Origin of the sequence: Peptoniphilus equinus (assembly GCF_027921445.1) — a bacterium.
Lineage (GTDB): Bacteria > Bacillota > Clostridia > Tissierellales > Peptoniphilaceae > Peptoniphilus > Peptoniphilus equinus.
Genome location: NZ_CP115667.1, coordinates 107,998 through 125,614 on the forward strand (window position 1 = coordinate 107,998; position 17,617 = coordinate 125,614).

Annotated in this window: 17 protein-coding genes and 2 tRNA genes; 12 read left to right on the plus strand and 7 right to left on the minus strand. The window is 47.9% G+C overall.

What is annotated here, in order from left to right:
- Positions 1–4: 4 nt before the first annotated feature.
- Positions 5–523: a helix-turn-helix domain-containing protein gene (locus tag O6R05_RS00535; RefSeq protein ID WP_271191613.1), complete on the minus strand. Its 519-nt coding sequence runs from the start codon at positions 521–523 to the stop codon at positions 5–7.
- 141 nt (positions 524–664) lie between these two features.
- Positions 665–1,558 carry a fructose bisphosphate aldolase gene (locus tag O6R05_RS00540; protein WP_271191614.1) on the minus strand — a complete coding sequence of 298 codons (894 nt, stop codon included), beginning with the start codon at positions 1,556–1,558 and terminating at the stop codon, positions 665–667.
- A 76-nt stretch (positions 1,559–1,634) separates the two neighbouring features.
- Here O6R05_RS00540 and O6R05_RS00545 point away from each other — a divergent pair, with 76 nt between their 5' ends.
- The 4 genes from O6R05_RS00545 to O6R05_RS00560 all read left to right on the plus strand — a co-directional run bounded on the left by O6R05_RS00545 (position 1,635) and on the right by O6R05_RS00560 (position 4,578).
- Positions 1,635–2,231, plus strand: coding sequence for a ribonuclease H family protein (locus tag O6R05_RS00545; RefSeq protein WP_271191615.1), 597 nt, complete (start codon positions 1,635–1,637; stop codon positions 2,229–2,231).
- Positions 2,228–2,671 carry a deoxycytidylate deaminase gene (locus O6R05_RS00550; protein WP_271191616.1) on the plus strand — a complete coding sequence of 148 codons (444 nt, stop codon included), beginning with the start codon at positions 2,228–2,230 and terminating at the stop codon, positions 2,669–2,671. Before O6R05_RS00545 ends, O6R05_RS00550 begins: the two co-directional genes overlap by 4 nt.
- Positions 2,672–2,781: 110 nt before the next feature.
- Positions 2,782–3,438 carry an NUDIX hydrolase gene (locus O6R05_RS00555; protein WP_271191617.1) on the plus strand — a complete coding sequence of 219 codons (657 nt, stop codon included), beginning with the start codon at positions 2,782–2,784 and terminating at the stop codon, positions 3,436–3,438.
- 138 nt (positions 3,439–3,576) lie between these two features.
- Positions 3,577–4,578 (plus strand): 3D domain-containing protein, encoded by a 1,002-nt coding sequence (locus O6R05_RS00560; RefSeq protein ID WP_271191618.1) that lies wholly within the window; start codon positions 3,577–3,579, stop codon positions 4,576–4,578.
- A 79-nt stretch (positions 4,579–4,657) separates the two neighbouring features.
- Here O6R05_RS00560 and O6R05_RS00565 read toward each other — a convergent pair whose 3' ends face one another.
- Positions 4,658–5,602 carry a DMT family transporter gene (locus tag O6R05_RS00565; RefSeq protein ID WP_271191619.1) on the minus strand — a complete coding sequence of 315 codons (945 nt, stop codon included), beginning with the start codon at positions 5,600–5,602 and terminating at the stop codon, positions 4,658–4,660.
- 53 nt (positions 5,603–5,655) lie between these two features.
- Between O6R05_RS00565 and O6R05_RS00570 the strand changes: the two genes are divergently transcribed.
- Both O6R05_RS00570 and O6R05_RS00575 read left to right on the plus strand, forming a co-directional pair.
- Entirely contained in the window at positions 5,656–6,195 is a 540-nt protein-coding gene (locus tag O6R05_RS00570; protein WP_271191620.1) for a DUF3783 domain-containing protein, read from the plus strand.
- On the plus strand, positions 6,182–7,438 hold the full coding sequence (locus tag O6R05_RS00575) for a M18 family aminopeptidase (RefSeq protein WP_271191621.1): 1,257 nt from the start codon (positions 6,182–6,184) through the stop codon (positions 7,436–7,438). The genes O6R05_RS00570 and O6R05_RS00575 overlap by 14 nt, the downstream gene beginning before the upstream one ends.
- 207 nt (positions 7,439–7,645) lie before the next feature.
- Here the strand turns inward: O6R05_RS00575 and O6R05_RS00580 are convergent, their stop codons facing one another.
- The 3 genes from O6R05_RS00580 to O6R05_RS00590 all read right to left on the minus strand — a co-directional run bounded on the left by O6R05_RS00580 (position 7,646) and on the right by O6R05_RS00590 (position 11,690).
- Positions 7,646–9,967 (minus strand): S-layer homology domain-containing protein, encoded by a 2,322-nt coding sequence (locus O6R05_RS00580; protein WP_271191622.1) that lies wholly within the window; start codon positions 9,965–9,967, stop codon positions 7,646–7,648.
- Positions 9,968–10,141: 174 nt separating this feature from the next.
- Complete coding sequence (locus O6R05_RS00585) at positions 10,142–10,855, minus strand: SDR family NAD(P)-dependent oxidoreductase (RefSeq protein ID WP_271191623.1); 714 nt, start codon at positions 10,853–10,855, stop codon at positions 10,142–10,144.
- Positions 10,842–11,690, minus strand: a complete 849-nt coding sequence (locus O6R05_RS00590; RefSeq protein WP_271191624.1) for a diacylglycerol/lipid kinase family protein — start codon at positions 11,688–11,690, stop codon at positions 10,842–10,844. Before O6R05_RS00590 ends, O6R05_RS00585 begins: the two co-directional genes overlap by 14 nt.
- 209 nt (positions 11,691–11,899) lie before the next feature.
- Here O6R05_RS00590 and O6R05_RS00595 point away from each other — a divergent pair, with 209 nt between their 5' ends.
- The 6 genes from O6R05_RS00595 to O6R05_RS00620 all read left to right on the plus strand — a co-directional run bounded on the left by O6R05_RS00595 (position 11,900) and on the right by O6R05_RS00620 (position 15,569).
- Positions 11,900–12,745, plus strand: a complete 846-nt coding sequence (locus O6R05_RS00595; protein ID WP_271191625.1) for a transporter substrate-binding domain-containing protein — start codon at positions 11,900–11,902, stop codon at positions 12,743–12,745.
- Between the two features lies 1 nt (position 12,746).
- Positions 12,747–13,418 carry an amino acid ABC transporter permease gene (locus O6R05_RS00600; protein ID WP_271191626.1) on the plus strand — a complete coding sequence of 224 codons (672 nt, stop codon included), beginning with the start codon at positions 12,747–12,749 and terminating at the stop codon, positions 13,416–13,418.
- Positions 13,411–14,133 (plus strand): amino acid ABC transporter ATP-binding protein, encoded by a 723-nt coding sequence (locus O6R05_RS00605; protein ID WP_271191627.1) that lies wholly within the window; start codon positions 13,411–13,413, stop codon positions 14,131–14,133. The genes O6R05_RS00600 and O6R05_RS00605 overlap by 8 nt, the downstream gene beginning before the upstream one ends.
- Positions 14,134–14,366: 233 nt before the next feature.
- Positions 14,367–15,221 (plus strand): transporter substrate-binding domain-containing protein, encoded by an 855-nt coding sequence (locus O6R05_RS00610; RefSeq protein ID WP_271191628.1) that lies wholly within the window; start codon positions 14,367–14,369, stop codon positions 15,219–15,221.
- 101 nt (positions 15,222–15,322) lie between these two features.
- Positions 15,323–15,406: transfer RNA gene (locus O6R05_RS00615), tRNA-Leu, on the plus strand.
- An 87-nt stretch (positions 15,407–15,493) separates the two neighbouring features.
- Positions 15,494–15,569: transfer RNA gene (locus tag O6R05_RS00620), tRNA-Ala, on the plus strand.
- Between the two features lie 386 nt (positions 15,570–15,955).
- On the opposite strand, the gene O6R05_RS00625 is transcribed toward O6R05_RS00620, so the two are convergent.
- Positions 15,956–17,593: a recombinase family protein gene (locus tag O6R05_RS00625; protein WP_271191629.1), complete on the minus strand. Its 1,638-nt coding sequence runs from the start codon at positions 17,591–17,593 to the stop codon at positions 15,956–15,958.
- Positions 17,594–17,617 lie beyond the last annotated feature (24 nt).

Consider the following 17,617-nt stretch of genomic DNA (forward strand, 5'->3'; position numbering starts at 1 on the left):
TGTCTTATAAATGTTTACCTTTGAGTCGCTTGATGGCTATGGCCGCCGCAAGACCTGCAAGGATCAGAGGCACGATGCGTGCGGCAAGCCATTCAAAGGCGTGGAAGAGTGTGCCCATTACGGCTGTCTCAGGGTTGCTATAGTCCCATGACAAATAGGGACTGCCCATGAGGTACAGTGTAAGGAGTGTCAGCGCGAGCACCGCCCATGCGGCTATAAACAGTCGGCGCCACCATTTGGCTTTTGCCGCCGTGTGCCGTGCCAGTTGTGTATTGATGACTTCCAGTTTTTCAGCGATGACCTTCACATCGTCAGGCGTCGTCTCGGCGACGGTCTCGCCGAGGAGTGCGCTGACCGGCGTGTCAAAGACTTGAGATAACACCAGTAACATCTCTGAATCCGGGACGGATAAACCTCGCTCCCACTTGGATACCGTCTGGCGCACGACGTTGAGTTTCACAGCCAGTTCGTCTTGTGAAAGGCCTTTCGATGTTCTCAGGGCTTTAATATTTTCGTGTAACATAAGTGTTCTCCTTTCACAACCAACGTACACCGACTCGGGGCGTTGCTGCTAGCAACAGAAAGTAACATCGAGATGTTTGTCGTGGCATGAATGGCAGAAAGCGCGACAACCCTCTGCATAGGACAGAGGGTTGCGGGCATGTTAGTTTTTATTCACGGACGCGTCGTAAATGGCGGCGATGGTGTCTTTTAACATGGCGTCAAATTCGTCATCGGTTTGGTTCACGTTCAGGCCTTCAGAAAGGGCGCGGGAGAAGGACGCAATAAGTTCTTTGTTGTCTTTCAGACGGCGGTTGGCCTCCTCGCGAGAGTAGCCGCCGGAGAGCACAACGATGCGAACGACTTGGTCGAACGCCAACAGGTCTAAATAGCGGTCTTTTTCTTCCGGCAATGTGAGTTTGAACATGAGTTTGGCATCACTGTCCAGTTGTTCCAATTCCGCTTTCAGTGCATCGTGGACCGCTGCTTCAATGGCAGCTTTATCTTCGGCGTGGATATCCACTTCCGGTTCTACAATCGGCACGAGACCTGCTGCAATAATTTTCTTCGCATAGTCAAATTGTTGGTGAATATTGGCTTTAATGCCCTCGGGGTTGTTTTCTTTAATCACGGAGCGCATTTTGGTGCCGAATATGCGCCGTTCTTTGGCTTGTACGAGGAGTTCGTCCAAGTTTTTCATCTCTTTCATCAGCTGCACGCCGTCTTTTTCTTCAGCGAGGCCTTCGTCCACTTTGAGAAGCGGCACGATGCCAAGATCTTCCCAAAGGTAGTCGGCAGTGTACTTGCCGTCGATCTTGGAATTCATGGTGCGTTTAAAGAGAATGGCGGCGAGAATGCTGTCGCCGTTAAAAGCCGGGCTTTTGATAATGCGGGTGCGCATGGTGTGCACGAGCTCGAACATTTCTTCTTCAGATTGGTAAGCAGATTCGTCCACGCCGTAGAGACGCAGCGCTTTCGGTGTGGATCCGCCGCTTTGATCCAGGGCGGCGATGAAACCCTTGCCGGTTTGCATTTTTTCAAGTTGTTGTTGATTCATGTGATCCCCCTTTTTTAATTTCAGTATATCATATGTAGCGGGGAAATGCTTTGGTATAATGGAGACGGAGGTCGTTATGAATTATTACGCCGTGCGGGTTGGTCGCACAACCGGCGTGCTTCCCACCTGGGAGGCATGCAAAGCTGCTGTCCATGGATACAAAGGGGCGGAGTACAAAAAGTTTACCTCGGAAGCTGAGGCGCAGGCCTACGTTCAGGGTATAGATGCAAAGAAAGTAAAAGATCAGGTGTCTGAGACCGGCGAGGGCGAGCTGATCGCCTATGTGGACGGCTCCTATCGCTTGAGCGATAGTACATTCTCTTACGGGTATGTGCTGACTGACGGCACGATCATCATCGAGGAAGGATCCAAGCGATTTTCCGATGCGGATGCGAGTCTGAGGAATGTTGCCGGCGAAATTCGCGGTGCGATGCGAGCCATGGAGCGAGCCATAGAGCTCGGCTATCGCAAGCTCTACTTACACTACGATTACAAAGGCATTGAAGCCTGGGCCACCGGAGACTGGCGAGCCAATAAGACGGCAACGAAGGCTTATCGGGATAGTTATCAGGCTTTAAAGGGACGTCTGGTCGTTGAATTTATTAAAGTGGAAGCACACACCGGTGTTGCACTCAACGAGCGAGCCGATGTGTTGGCAAAGGAAGCGCAATGAGAAAACCATGGGATGATTATTTTATGACTATAGCACAGATGGTGGCGACGCGATCGACCTGTGATCGTGCGTTTGTGGGCTGCGTCATTGTCAATGACGAGCACCGTATCGTCTCTACGGGATACAACGGTTCTGTCGCAGGCAATCCCTCCTGTGATGAAATCGGCCACACCATGCGGGATGGACATTGTATCGCCACGATCCATGCGGAGATGAATGCACTGCTATACTGCGCCAAGGAAGGCACCAGCGTGCGAGGATGCAGTTGTTATGTGACGCATTTTCCGTGCTTAAACTGCACCAAAGCGTTGATACAGGCCGGCATCAAACGCATTGTCTACCAAGAGGCGTACCGCATAGATGACTATGCGATGAAGCTGTTGACGGACAACCATATTGAATTGAAGCAAATTGATCCCGGCGATGGAAAAGACGCTTAAGACAGAGATACGAGGTATTTGCCATCTATATTGAAGGGCATTATATTCGGGATGAGAGCCTTCGGGCTCTTTTTTCATCACATCGGGTGGGATACCAACAGGAGGATACTATGGAGCACAACTTATCGATGTCAACAATCAAAACGGCTTTGGAGGGCTTTATTAGTTTGCCCGTCGGAGTCAATCGGCGCTACAGTGTCCTCATTCCGATGGTGGAGGTGGACGGTGAGGTGTGCCTGCTCTATGAAGTGCGAAGCGATACACTGCGCAGTCAGCCGGGGGAAGTGAGCTTTCCCGGCGGGCGTATTGAAGCGGGGGAGACGCCGCGGGATGCGGCAGTGCGGGAGACGGTTGAAGAACTGTTGGTTGCACCTGAGGATGTGGCGATTGTTATGGAAAGTGATTTTCTTGTCACACGAGCCCGCACGGTAGTCTACTCTTTTTGCGGCGAGTTGAAACGAGATCCGAGGACGATTGACTTTTCCACCGACGAAGTGAAAGAGATTTTTTGGGTGCCGGTGCGTTACTTTCTGGAACATGAGCCGAAGATTTACCACGTGGCGATGCACATGGAAAATCCGTCGGACTTTCCCTACGAGCTTATCCCCAATGGCAAGGACTACAACTTTATGAAAGCGACGGATGACATTCACTTTTATACCTATAACGATCACGTTATCTGGGGTTTTACCGCTCAGATTACTTACGCGTTTGCCGTGGCGTTGAAGCGGCGCTTGGACGGTTATCGCCCTAGGATCGACGGCTAAGTCCTGTAAGCGAGACACTCCGGGCAAATAGTTACAAAATGTTGACAAATTTTACAGCCTCTAGTATACTGTACAAGACAGAAATGACAAATTAGTTACAAAATAGACAAATTTGTAACTTAAGTATAGGAGGCTGCAATGAATTTAAACTCAAATCACTGGAGAAAGAAAGCCGTGAGTTTTGCACTTGGCGGTGTGATTCTTTCCTCGATGCTCACGATGGGTTTTAACACCGTTATGAGTAAGGAAGTGAGCTTGATAGTAGACGGGAAAGCCCAAAAGGTGGTCACGTATACAGAGACCGTCGCAGACTTTTTAGACAATGAAGGTATTGTTCTGGATGATCAGGACGTGGTGGAACCGTCACTGGATACCCTGATCACAGATGACATGGACATTATTATCAAAGCGCCAAAGAGCTATAAAATTACCGACGGTACGAGTCAGTACATAGCGTCCGCCATTGGTGATACGGTGGGCGAGGTGATTGCAAACATCGGCATTCACTTAAATCCTTACGACGTGGTCACACCTAAAGTGACGGCGCCGGCCAAACCCAACCAGCCTATCGTGATTGAGCGGGTTCGCAAAGAAGCTTTCGAGCAGACCGTTGCCATTGCCTATGAGACACAGTCACGGGACAATCCTGAGATGTATCAAGGCGAGTCCAAAGTGATCCAACAAGGTCAAGAGGGTGTACGTCGGGAGCAAGTTCAAAATACCTATGTGAATAATGTGTTGGTATCCATTGATGTGTTGGCTTCCGCAGTGGAGCAGGAACCGGTAACTCACGTTGTGGAAAATGGGACGAAAGAAAAGCCGAAGACGGTAGCACCTAACGGTGTGAACGCGAAGCGTGTCATCGTGATGCAGGCAACGGCTTATGATCCGAGCGCCGGCTCAAAAACCGCTATGGGCACTCGCGCTCGTGTCGGAGCTGTAGCGGTGGACCCTCGGGTGATTCCTCTCGGGACTAAGCTCTACATTGAGAGCATGGACGGATTTCCAACTTACGGCTATGCCGTGGCGGAAGACACCGGCGGGGCCATCAAGGGGAACCGTATTGATCTGTTTTACGGGTCTCACGCTGAAGCAATCCGCTTCGGACGCCGCAACGTCAAAGTTTATGTATTAGAATAGTTTTCGTAAAAAAAGAGCCTTCGGGCTCTCTTTTTTTGCGGGGATGGCGTGGGATGACAGGGAAGACGTCCGAGAGAAGTCAGGAGGATTTGTAACGACGGGGACGCTTAAAACGGTAGGGCGGGCGATCACGCAGACTTAAGAGGAGAATACTCACCAACACCAAACCCATGCCGGCAAGATCCAAGGGGTGGAAGGAAGCGCCTAGGAGCAGGACGGAAAAAAGAACCGATGCCACGGCTTCCAGTCCGGAGATGAGACCGCTGGTGGTGGGGCCGAGGATGGCGGCACCGATGATAAAGAAGGTGTAGGCCACGATGGTCCCGATGAGGACAATGCCGATCCAAGCCGGCAAGAGCGACGGCGTTGTTGTGAACGACAGCTTCCATGGGCGAAGGATGGGCAGGCTTAGCAGGCCTGCGAGGAGCATCGCAAGACCAATGACACTCAGTTTGTTGTAGGACAAAAAAAGCTGAGAAGGCAGCATGACATAGCCCACCACACCGAAGGCGGAGAAGAAGCCCCAAAAGAGGCCTGAAGGGTCGATGATCAGCGTGTGCAGGTTGAGGTGGGTGGTGAGGACGGTGATGCCAAAGATAGCAAGGATCACGGCACTTACTTCGATAAATTTCGGCAGGCGTTTTTCCAACAGACACACCACGGCGACCAGCATGGCACTGGAGAGAAACTGAAGGATGGTGGCAGTGGGAGCATTGGTATAATAGATGGCGTGAATGTAGCCGAACTGAGACGTAAAGACGCCGCCAAGACCGAACGCTAACACCCGAAGCAAATCCTTTTTATTTTTTAAGAGATTTACGGCGTCGTTTGATTGAAAAGAGGATATAAATAAAAGGACAACGCCGGATAATAAAAGGCGCACAGAGACGATCAGACGCGGCGGTATGCCGGCGTTCATAAGGACTTCGCCGCAGATGCCGGAGAAGGCCCAACTGATGCATCCGATGACGGACAGGCTATATCCTTTCATTTTTTCATTGGGGATACGGTGTAGTGATTTCATTTTTCCTCCTGTCTGTATTATACTATAGGAGATGCTTTATGGAAGGAGAGCACATGAATAAACAATTTTTCTACTATGGATTCAGTCCTGAACGGGAAGCTGTGCTGCAGGCGATTGCGGCATCCTTTGACATCGATGCCATGGCGATAGACGATGAGGACACGAACCAAAAAGTGGGTTATATCTTCGGCATGGAAGGCTTCGAACGCACTGAAGGCGACGGCGAGGCACACAGTGCGGAGTTTGTCATCTTCAGTTCCTTTGACAGAAATGAAATGGGCCAGTTTCTCATGGCGCTGAAAGAAGAAGGCATCGTCATTCCGTTTAAGTGCGTGCTGACCGAGACAAATGCCGCGTGGACGCTGTCGTATCTCATGGCCCATGTGGCCGACGAACACGAGACCGTGCTCATGTACAATGACTTGTCCAAGCTTATCAAACAGGCGCAAGGGGCACTGGATCAAAACTATGACGAGGCGCTGTACCACGCCATCGGCTATGCCCTGTCCATTCGGGAACTGACAGATTTGGATAAAGACGATATTACCGTTCGTTACAATAAATTGGAGGAGGTACTCCGTGCACACAAATAATTTTATCGATTTTTTAAACGCATCTAAAAACCAATACTTTGCCGCCAAGAATTTGGAAGCACTTCTGGTGGCGCAAGGCTATAAAGAGCTGAAAAGCACCGAAGCGTTCACTTTGGACGGCGAAAAATTTTTCCTTCGCTTGGACGATACCGGGATCCTCGCCGTTAACATCGGAGCCGACGCCGACCGTTTTAACATCGTGGGCTCTCACACCGACTCTCCGGCATTTCGTATTAAGGCCAACCCGGTGATGAAAAAAGAAGGCTGCGTCTTGCTGAACACAGAAGTGTACGGCGGACCGATCTATTCCACCTGGCTGGATCGACCGCTGAGCATCGCAGGCCGTGTGAGCGTCTTGGAGGAGGGCCATGTAGTCATGAAGCATGTGGACTTTGAAAAACCGGTCTGCACCATTCCGTCTCTGGCCATTCACATGAACCGTGACGTGAACAAGGGGTTTGAACTCAATCCACAGACCCACCTGTTACCCCTTGTGGGGATGGATCATGAAGGCATGACCGAAACCGTTTTGCTTGAGCAAGTGGCGGCGTTAGTCGGCGGTGAGATTTTAGACTATGATCTCTACCTTTATGACACTCAGCCGGCGGATCGTATCGGCTTCAATGAAGAATTGATTCAATGTGGCCGTCAGGACAACCTCTTTATGGCATACACATCACTGATCGCCTTTTTGGAAGCCGGCGATCACACGGCCATCAATGTCTTTTTGGCCACGGACAATGAAGAAGTGGGCTCCACATCCTATGCCGGCGCCGATTCTCCGGTGCTCGGGCGTCTGTTGGAGCGCTTGGCACTTGCCCTCGGCAAAGACCGTGATGAGTATCTTGCCATGATCGAACGCTCCTTCCTCATCTCGGCCGATGCGGCTCACGCTGTGCATCCAAGCTATCCGGAAGCGGCGGATCCGACCAACCGTCCGAGGCTCGGGGCAGGTCCTGTCATCAAGTATGCGGCGAACCGTGCCTATACGTCAGATGCGTACAGTGCCGGCCGTTTTATCCACTACTGTAACTTGGCGAATGTACCGTATCAAACCTATCACAACCGCAGCGACAAGAAGGGCGGTTCCACCATTGGGCCGATATCCACATCTCAAATCGCCATTCACTCTGTAGATATCGGGATGAGCACCCTGGGCATGCACGCATGCCGTGAACTGACCGGCGCGAAGGACGTGGATTACTTTATCGATGTGTTCAAAGTGTTCTACGAAGAAAACTAAGAAAGCAAACAAGGCGGACACAGCGTCCACACAGGCATAAGATCCGGCGTGACGGACGTGAGACAAAAAGGCGTTGTGCTTCGCCGCAAGGTATTGAATGCTCACAACGAGGCACTGGTATCGGGTGCATAACGACAATAAAAAAGGACTGCAAGGTATTTCTTGCAGTCCTTTTTTATTTGCCCGGTGTTGAACCCGGGTTTAGCGTTAGTTGTAAATATCAAATGCCTTGTTGGTCAACTCAGTCCACGTTTCTTCCATCGTGGCGGTGTTGGCGGCGCGTTCATATTCATGGCCGTGCACCGCTTCCATGATGTTGTAATAGGCCCAATGGGTGTGATCCAAATCAGTAAAGACATCTAAGCGGTCTTGATGTGTGTCCACATAGGCTTTATCGGCAGCGCGGCTTAGCATTTTATCGGTGATCGTTGCGACTTCAGCTCTTGTGATCGGCTGTTCCGGTTTAAAGGTGCCGTCAGGGAAGCCGTTGACCCAGCCTAAGGCGACGGCGGATTGAATATATTTGTACGCCCAGTGACTCTCATCCACATCACTAAAGGTCATATCTGCTGCTTTCATGCCGGTGAATCGTGATGCCATAGCTGCGAACTCCGCTCTGGTAATAGGTGCATTCGGTCCAAAGTTACCGTCGGGATAGCCCGTGATGATCTTCTTGTCGTTCATAATGGCGATGGCATCGTGGTACCAATCCGCATTGGCGACGTCACTAAAAGGTGCATCAAACGTGTCGGTGCGCGACGGTTTATTTTTCATCAGCCGTGCAAACATCATGGTGACTTCACCGCGCGTCATTGAGGCGTCGGCTTCAAAAGTATGTTCCGGATAGCCGAAGAGGTATTGATAATGATCCTGTGTATTTAAATGGGACACGTCATTCGGTTTTGATGTCACGATAGGAACCCAAGGGTTCGGGACATCGTCATCTTTGGTGTTGGTCACGGTAAAGCCGTCAAGAGCACTGCCGCTGTATGTTACTTTGTAGTCATGGCCTGAAGCATGGAATTTACCGTCGGTTTCACCAACTTCTTGCACTGAGTAGCGATACAGGTTGTCGTTAGCGTCTTTTACAGGCAGGTCTTTCCAGAGATAGTCATAAGTGTAACGGCCGTTGTCGATGCGTTCTGTAATCTCAGGATTCTGTGCCACCAACTCCCGATCGCCCTGCGCCGTGTGGCGATATAAATTCAGCATCACGGCAAAGTGGTCGGGATTTTGTCCCAGCCATACTTTTTCTGCATGAATAGTGGTGAGCTCAGGCTCTACAGGTGTTGCGCCTTTGGCGACATTGGTAAAGGTGACAGGGGTCAAATTTGCAATCGAACCGATTCGTTGCTCTTGATTCAAATTAGCATAATAGGCAGCGGCTTCGTCCACGGTGTTGAAAATCATGAATTCAAATACTTCAAAGGCAGAGCCGGCGCCGGTGAAGTAAATATCCAAAATTTTGGTGTCGTTGTTGGCTTCAAAATCTTCGCCCGCCGGGGCTTCTCTTAAAAGGAAACGACTGACGGAATAAGTATATTGGCTGGTCTCTTGATTAAATTGATCATTTACCGCTGAGATTTGAGCTTTTAAAGGGACGAGGTCGTGCTCGCTGAATAAAGGCATGGCGATGGATTGATAGGTGCCGTCCGGATTTTTCGCTTCATGAGTATAAAAAGGTCGATGTACTTTATACAATTCCGCAAGCCAGTTTTCTACGAAATCGTGCCCGAACCCTGGATTCACGGTGTTGCCGTCGTCGTCAACAGAGAAGAAAGGTTCGTTATTCAATAAGAAAAGTTGGTTGTTATCCACATTCTTCAGTAAACCGTAGTCGGGATGGGTGTCATTCCACGGATAATCTTCAGGATCCTGCGGCGAAAATGCAGCGAAGTCAAAAGGCGGCATCATGTAGAAGGCATCATTAAAGGCAATAGTATCTTTTGGCCAGGTAAGGGAATTTTCCACATTTTGTAAATAGGCGTCCTCATAGGCGCGGCGAGGACGGCTTAAAAGTTTACCGTTGCCGTTTTCGCCTTCACCCCAAAGGTAAGAAAATGCGTAGTTTTGAATAAACCTTTCTTTTTCTTTGTGTTGCGCTTTGTAGAGCTGCAGTCTGGCCCAATATTCGTCGAAGTCGTCGTCAGCATCCAATACCGGCTTGGTATCGGCGTTATAGGCATCCATCACTTCGGTCAGTGCTTGATGGTAGCGGGTCGGCTCGGCGCTTAAAGGATGCTGTGTTCCGAACTCCACGTGACTAAAAGGCACCGTCTTTTGATTGGGATCGACAAATGCGCCGGGGCGAATCACTACCGTCCCTGTAGGATTGCTATAGGGCGTTGCAGGCAGATAGCTGTCCAGTTCTTCGGCGTCCATGGTCTCTACCACGAAGTCAAAAGCTGTTTGGGGGATTTCCGTGGTGTGCAAAGCACTGAGATCTAAAGTTTTCTCATACAAAAATTGTTTCGAAAACGTCGTACTGATCGGAACCGGATCCTCCGAAACGGCTGCGTGTGCAGACATAGGCAAGGCCAACTGCAATAGGCACACACAAGCCAGGCATAGTGCTAAAAACTTCTTCATTTTACACCTCTCATTTATTTATAGTTGTATAGTAGCACATTTTTACTTTAGATACTTATCAAATAATGTTTTTATAGGGATAAAAGCTGAAATTTTACAAGCGGGTCTTTGCTGTTAGACACCCATGCCGCCGTCCAAGGTGAAAATTTGACCGGTGGCATAGGTTTGTTCAGCGAGATACAGGGCAAAGCTCGCAATTTCATCGGGGCCTGCCATACGCCCTAGAGGAATGTTCTCCAGTATGGCGGCCATGTCCGTGTCTGTGTAGCGATCCATCATGTCGGTCTCTACACAGCCGGGGGCAATGGCGTTCACTATGATGCCGCTGGGAGCAACTTCCAAGGCAAGGGAACGGGTCATGGCATCGATGGCGCCTTTGGTCATGGCATACGCCACTTCGCAGGATGCGCCCCGAGCGCCCCAGATACTTGAGATATTGATAATAGCGCCGGATTTTCTCTCAATCATAGAAGGCAGCACTGCCTGCGTGACATAAAAGGCACCGGTGACATTGACGGCAAAGAGATTCTCAAAGGTGATGGGCTCCGTGTGCTGGAAGAGTGTGGTTTCACTGATGCCGGCGTTATTGATGAGGACATCAATCGGTCCGGTTTCCAAGATGTGTGCGACGGCGCGGCAGATGGCGTCGTGGTCGCGGAGGTCGACGGCGTAGGTGTGCATGCCTTGTGCGGCAAGCGTCTTTGCCGCGGCCTCACTCCGGTGATAGAAAATATGGGTGTTATAACCGCGCGCTAGAAAGGCCAGGGCAAGACTGCGCCCGATGCCCCGCGCACCGCCGGTGATGAGGACGGATTTAGTAGGTGACAAGATTTAACCCTCCTTTGTGGACTTTGAAGTCCAGCCGGTCCGTCTCGAAGATATCGCCGTCCACGTTAGCCAGAGTGGGCGTATCAAAAAGAAAGGTGCCGGAGTCGGCTGTGGTGAAACTGATGTAAGGCGACTTGTGGTACGTCCCCTTTTTGTATTGAAAAACGAGGCGAGGCAACAGCTGCCACGGGACGTCTTTGGCCAGAACCACATCGAGCTTTCCGTCGGCAATATTGCAGGAGCCGGGGTGAAAGCCGCCGCCGTAGTAGCCGCCGTTGCACACGGTGCCCAGAAGCAGCGGGCCGTCAAAATAGGACACGCCGTCTAATGTGATGTGGGCATGGAGTACGCGGCGTCGTTTTAAAGCGGACATCACACCGAAAAGATAAGCCCGAGCTTTTAGCCATGGCCGTCGCTGTAGGATTGCATAGGTGTCGGCGAGCACTTCCGTGTCCAAACCGAAACTCATGACATTTAGACCGATGCGGCCGTTGACTTCGTAGAGATCCACAGGTTTTACTGTGGCGTGTTTGACAGCGTCAATCGAAAACGGCACGGCGAGGCTTTTGTGAAAGTCGTTGGCAGTGCCCATGGGGATGACGCCCAGAGCAGCGGGTTTGTCTTTAAGTTGTCTTGCGGCCTCGCTGAGACTGCCGTCACCGCCGAGCACGAAGATGCGGCACGGTTCGTCGGCGTGGCGTGCGACGAGTTCTTCCAAGTGGTGAGGATGGGTGGTTGTATAAAAGACGGCGTCAGGAAAGGCGTCTTGAAGTTGTCTTGTGGCCTCGGGAGAGGTGCGGCCTGCGCCGAGGCTTGTGATAAAATAAGTAGTCATAAAACTATCATAGTCGAACCTCAACGTAATATCCATAAAGTTATTGAAAATAAATAGTGGATTTATTATAATAGTTCCAATGTTTTTAAAAGGAGGCCTTAATCTTGGGTTATAACAATCTGAAGAGCACGTGGAAAGCACGTCTTTCCCAACCCATGAGATCGATCCTCAAGGCGGATCGTCACTAACATATAACTTGGGAGGAATTTATGAAAAAATCATTAAAAGTATTACTGCTCATGATCCTTGCATTGGGCCTTGTTGCCTGCGGATCAAGCACTACCACAACGGAAACTACGACTGAAACAACTACGGAAACCACAGAGACCGCTGATGCGGCTACAGGTTCTGCGCTTGAAAAAATCAAAGCTGACGGCAAACTCGTTCTCGGTACCAGCGCAGATTATCCGCCGTATGAATGGCACCAAATTGACGGCGCCAACGACGAGATTGTCGGCGTGGATATTGAAATTGCAAAGGCCATTGCTGAACACCTCGGGGTGGCACTGGAAATCAAAGATATGTCCTTTGACGGTCTGATTGCAGCATTAAATGTCGGTGACATGGACATGGTGCTCGCCGGTATGGCCGCTGATGAAGAACGGGCAAAAGTGGTAGACTTTTCTGACGCCTATAACGAAACCGAGCAAGTCCTTCTCGTACGTGAAGAAGATAAAGATAAGTACACTTCAGCTGATCAACTGAACGGGCTGAAGATCGGTGTGCAGCTTGGCACCACGCAGGATGCTTATGCCAATGAAAACTTTGATGCAGAAGTCACCGCCCTTCAAGACAACAACAATTTGGTCATGGAGTTGAAGAACAAGAGTCTGGATGTCATCTTTTTCTCAAAGACGGCGGCTGAGAAATTTGCGGCTATGCAAGATGGTCTCGTTGTCGTCGATATCGGTGTACCAAATGAACCCGGTTTCTCTGTGGCAGTAAAGAAAGGCGACACTGCCCTGCTTCAAGAAATCAATACGGTCATTGCCGAGTTAAATGCCAACGGGCAAGTGGAACAATGGCTTGATCAGTACATGAAGCTGGGAGAATAAGATGCTGCAAACGGAACTGGATTTTATTTCAAAATATTATCAGTCCTACTTGGCCGGCATGGGAACCACCCTACTCCTCTCTTTAATAGGGATTGTAGGGGGGACCCTGCTCGGTCTTTTTATTACCGGACTGAAGCTCTCAAAGAAGAAAGTGTTCCGCACCTTCGGCAATGTCTATGTGGAAATTATTCGGGGCACGCCGCTCATGGTGCAGTTGCTCCTCATTTACTTTGGTCTGAAAGCTTATTTGCAAGATACCAATGCCTTTTTGACCAATTCTATTTTTCTTTGTTCGCTGGCCATCATTGTAAATGAAGCGGCATACAATGCCGAGCTCATTCGCGGCGGCATTCTCTCTGTACCTCGAGGTCAAACCGAAGCAGCACGCTGCCTCGGTCTTACGCAAAAACAGACCATGCGTTATATCGTCTTACCGCAAGCCGTTAAAACTATCCTGCCGTCTTTAGGCAATGAATTTGTCGCCCTTATCAAAGAAACTGCGATTGTAGTTATGGTAGGTATACCGGATATCATCTATAAGGCCAATGCGATTAAAGCGGCCACTTATCAGCCAATACGGCCCATGATCTATGCTGCCGTCTGTTATTTTGTGCTGACCTTTACTTTGTCGAAAGTGATGAAGCGTGTGGAAAGGAGTATGGCTAATGATTAAGACTGTGGGACTTAAAAAAAGTTTTGGCGACTTGGAGGTATTAAAAGGTATTGACCAGGACATTGCCAAAGGGGAAGTGCTGGTCGTTATCGGGCCGTCCGGCTCCGGAAAGTCCACCTACCTGCGTTGTCTGAATCTCTTAGAAACGCCTGACGGTGGTGAGGTGATCTTTGACGGACAAAAGATCAATCAGCCCGGCGTGAACATCGACAAAGTCCGTGAAAAGATGGGCATGGTGTTCCAGCAGTTTAATCTGTTTGCGCACAAGACCATCTTGGAGAATATCACCTTGGCACCTATGGAAGTGAAAGGTTGGACGAAGGAAAAAGCGGAAGGCAAAGCGATGGAACTTTTGCATCGTTTCGGCCTGGCGGATAAAAAAGACAGCTATCCTAAATCCCTATCCGGCGGACAGCAACAGCGTATTGCCATTGTCCGAGCCCTGGCCATGGAGCCGGAGATGATGCTTTTTGACGAGCCGACCTCGGCGCTGGATCCGGAGATGGTGGGGGAAGTGTTAGATGTCATGAAAACCCTGGCAGAGGAAGGCATGACCATGGTCATCGTCACTCATGAAATGGGCTTCGCGCGGGAAGTGGCAGACAAAGTCATCTTCATGGACGGCGGCGTTATCGTCGAAGAAAACACGCCTCAGGAAATTTTTAGCAATCCTCAGGAAGCACGAACTCAGGACTTTTTCAGTAAAATTTTATAATCACGCGGCATAGAAAATTTGCATTGCGAAAAAAGAGTTTAATGGGAAAATTGAACTCTTTTTTTATTGACATGATTTTCAGCATTTAGTACAATGAGAGAAATTTTTTCAAAAAGGAGGCCTTAATCTTGAGTTGTAAAAACTTTAAGAGCCTTTGGGAAGCTCGCCTTTCCAAATCCATGAGAGGTGCTGAGTAGGACGCCGGCACATAACGATCATGGGAGGAATATACAATGAAAAAAACACTACAATTTATCGCACTTATTATTTTGGCATTTGGTCTTGTGGCCTGCGGCACGCAGAACACAACTAATACAGCTAACACAGCTAGCACATCAAACAGCACCGGCGGCAGTGAGGCGCCGGCAGAAGCACAAACCGGACTTGATGCAATTAAAGAAAAAGGCAAAATCGTCCTTGGCACCAGCGCAGAATTTCCACCTTACGAATGGCACAACATCGAAGGTGGCAAGGATGAAATCATCGGTGTGGACATCGAAATCGGCAAAGCTATTGCTGAGCACCTTGGTGTCGAATTGGAAATCAAGGACATGTCCTTTGACGGTCTGCTTGCGGGACTGAACGTGGGCGAGATGGATATGGTTATCGCCGGTCTAGCGGCAACGGAAGAGCGGGCAAAATCCGTGGACTTTTCACAGCCATATTACTCCGGGAAAGAAGCTTTGCTCGTACGGGAAGAAGATAAAGACAAGTATAAAACGCAAGACGACTTGGCCGGGTTAACTATCGGCGTACAATTGGGCACGTATCCGGAAACTTATGCCAATGAGCACTTCAATGCGGACATCAAAGCACTTCAAGACAATAACAACATAGTTATGGAGTTACAAAATAAAACTTTTGATGCCGTGTTTATGGATATGGATGTCTGTGAAAAATTTGCATCCCTGCAAGAAGGTCTTGCTGTTATCGATATCGGAGCGGAAGGGGATGAAGGCACGTCCGTCGCCGTTAAAAAAGGCAACACCGAACTGCTTAAAGAAATTGACGCCGTCGTGGCGGACTTGAAGAGCAAAGATCAAGTTAAAACCTGGATCCAAGAGTTCTCGGATTACGCCGGAGAATAAAGTGGGAGAATATATAGTCAAAGATCTCGGGAAACCGAGGTCTTTTTTTGTAAAATTCAATTGAAAAATATCGTGCATAGCGTTATAATATAACTACATTTGCGGATGTGGCGGAATGGCAGACGCGCACGGTTCAGGTCCGTGTGAAGCAATTCGTGGAGGTTCGACTCCTCTCATCCGCACCATTTAAGGACACTTCGGTGTCCTTTTTATTTTTAGTAAAAAGGAATTGACAAGAGAATGAGAAACCCTTACAATGAAATAGATTGTTGGGGGGCGTAGCTCACTTGGGAGAGCGCTTGAATGGCATTCAAGAGGCAGCGGGTTCGATTCCCGCCGTCTCCACCATTTTTATCATGAGCCACTCTACATAGTTACGCTTAAGCCGAGTTATTAACTCATTCTTGGAAACCCTATACATTTATTTTTTAAGTCACACACCCGCAGGGGTGTGTTTTTTGTTATAACCTTGAACGAGTCCTCGAATGACCACCCTCAAATCTTGTGATCCTTTGCACTTTCCGACACATTTTTAATTATCTGTCCTATGCAGTAGACCATAAGAAGAGAAAGGGCAATACTTGAGGTCTTTCTCCACGTAATGCCACGATTTTTTCATAGTCCGTAGACACTTTGGTTGTCCAATAAAAAAGCAAGCTTTAAGGGGCTCTTAATTAGGGATTTATTTCCTTAAAATTTAATCGGCATGAAGGTATTAACCTTTGTGCCGATTTTTATATGTCAATTTTCCCTATGAAGTTCCAATAAATCCAAATGGTCTGTTTCTTTAAATTTGTACCTGGAACTTTTTCTGATTGTTCTACATAAATCTTGTCTACAAATATTCTTATCATTTCTGGATCAAGTTCTTTAATATCGGTGTACTTCCTCACAAGCTTTAGGAATGATTCCACATTAAGCTCTTCTTCCTTCGATTTTGTAATGGTTTCTTCAAGTTCAGCTACTCTTTTTTGAAGTGAAATTTCTTCTTCATCATAAGCTTTAGCCATTTTTTCAAACCTTTGGTCAGATATTTTACCTTCCAAGTTGTCTTCATAGAGGTTTTGGACAATAGAGTCAAGTTTTGCAATTCTATCTTTAGAATCGTCTAGTTCCTTTTTATGACTTCTTAATACCTGATTTAACTCGCTGGTTTTCTTCTTCAAAACTAAATCTACAAATTCTTCCTCATGGTCTTTTGCAAAGGCTGTAACTTTCCTAATCTCCCTCAAAAGAATTTCTTCAACTTGAATGTTCTTAATTTGATGTGAGGTACATTTGCCTTTTTGCTTTCTATAGGATGCACAAACGAAGTATTCTTTATCACGAGACCAGCCTTTACCTCTTACTTGATACAATTTTGCTCCACAGTCTGCACAATAGAGCATACCAGATAGGGCAGGCATTTCTCCTAAGCTGTTACGAACTCGTCTTGTTTTTCTTATCCTTTTTACAATATCAAAGGTTTCTTCATCAATAATCGGCTCATGAACATTATCGAAGATAGCCCATTCAGATTTTGGATTGTCTACACTTTTCTTGGTTTTGTAAGATTTTCTCTTAGTTCTAAAATTTATAACTTTCCCAAGATATTCTTCTCTATCTAAAATAGTAGCTATTGTAGCAGGATTCCAATTACATTCCTCTTCTGGAGTGTCAACAGGGAAATTGAGTCCTATAGACTTAAAATGCTCGGCAGGGGTTGGGATTTTTCTACTCTTTAGTTCACAGGCAATTTGACTTGGACCAAAACCCTTAATACAAAGGTTAAAAATTAGCTTTACAGTTTCAGCTGCAACTTCATCAACGATCCACTTGTTTTTATCTTCCTTATCCTTTAAATAACCATAAGGCGGATTAGTTGTTAGTGGTTTTCCACTTTGACCCTTAGCCTTAAAAACAGCCTTTATCTTTTTACTTGTATCCTTAGCATAGAACTCGTTGAAGATATTGATAAAGGGTGTAAGGTCGTTTTCTACTTGGTTATTTGAATCCACACCATTATTTATAGCGATGAATCGTATATCATTATCTGGAAATAAGACTTCTGTGTAAAATCCTACCTTTAGATAATCCCTACCAAGTCTACTCATATCTTTTACAATAATATTTTCAACTTTTCCATCTTCAATTAAGGCATTTAGTTTATTCCAAGAGGGTCTATCAAAGTTCGTTCCTGAATAACCATCATCCACAAAGAACTCTAGGTTTTCAAATCCCATATCCAGAGCATATTTTTCTAATATGTCCTTTTGATTTCTTATGGAGTTACTTTCGCCTTGAAGTTCATCATCTCTTGAAAGCCTACAGTATAATGCTGTAATCTTTTCATTAGCTGAAAAGTAAGAAGACTGTCTATTTAATTGTTCCATATTCTCCTCCTTTCGGACAGCCTT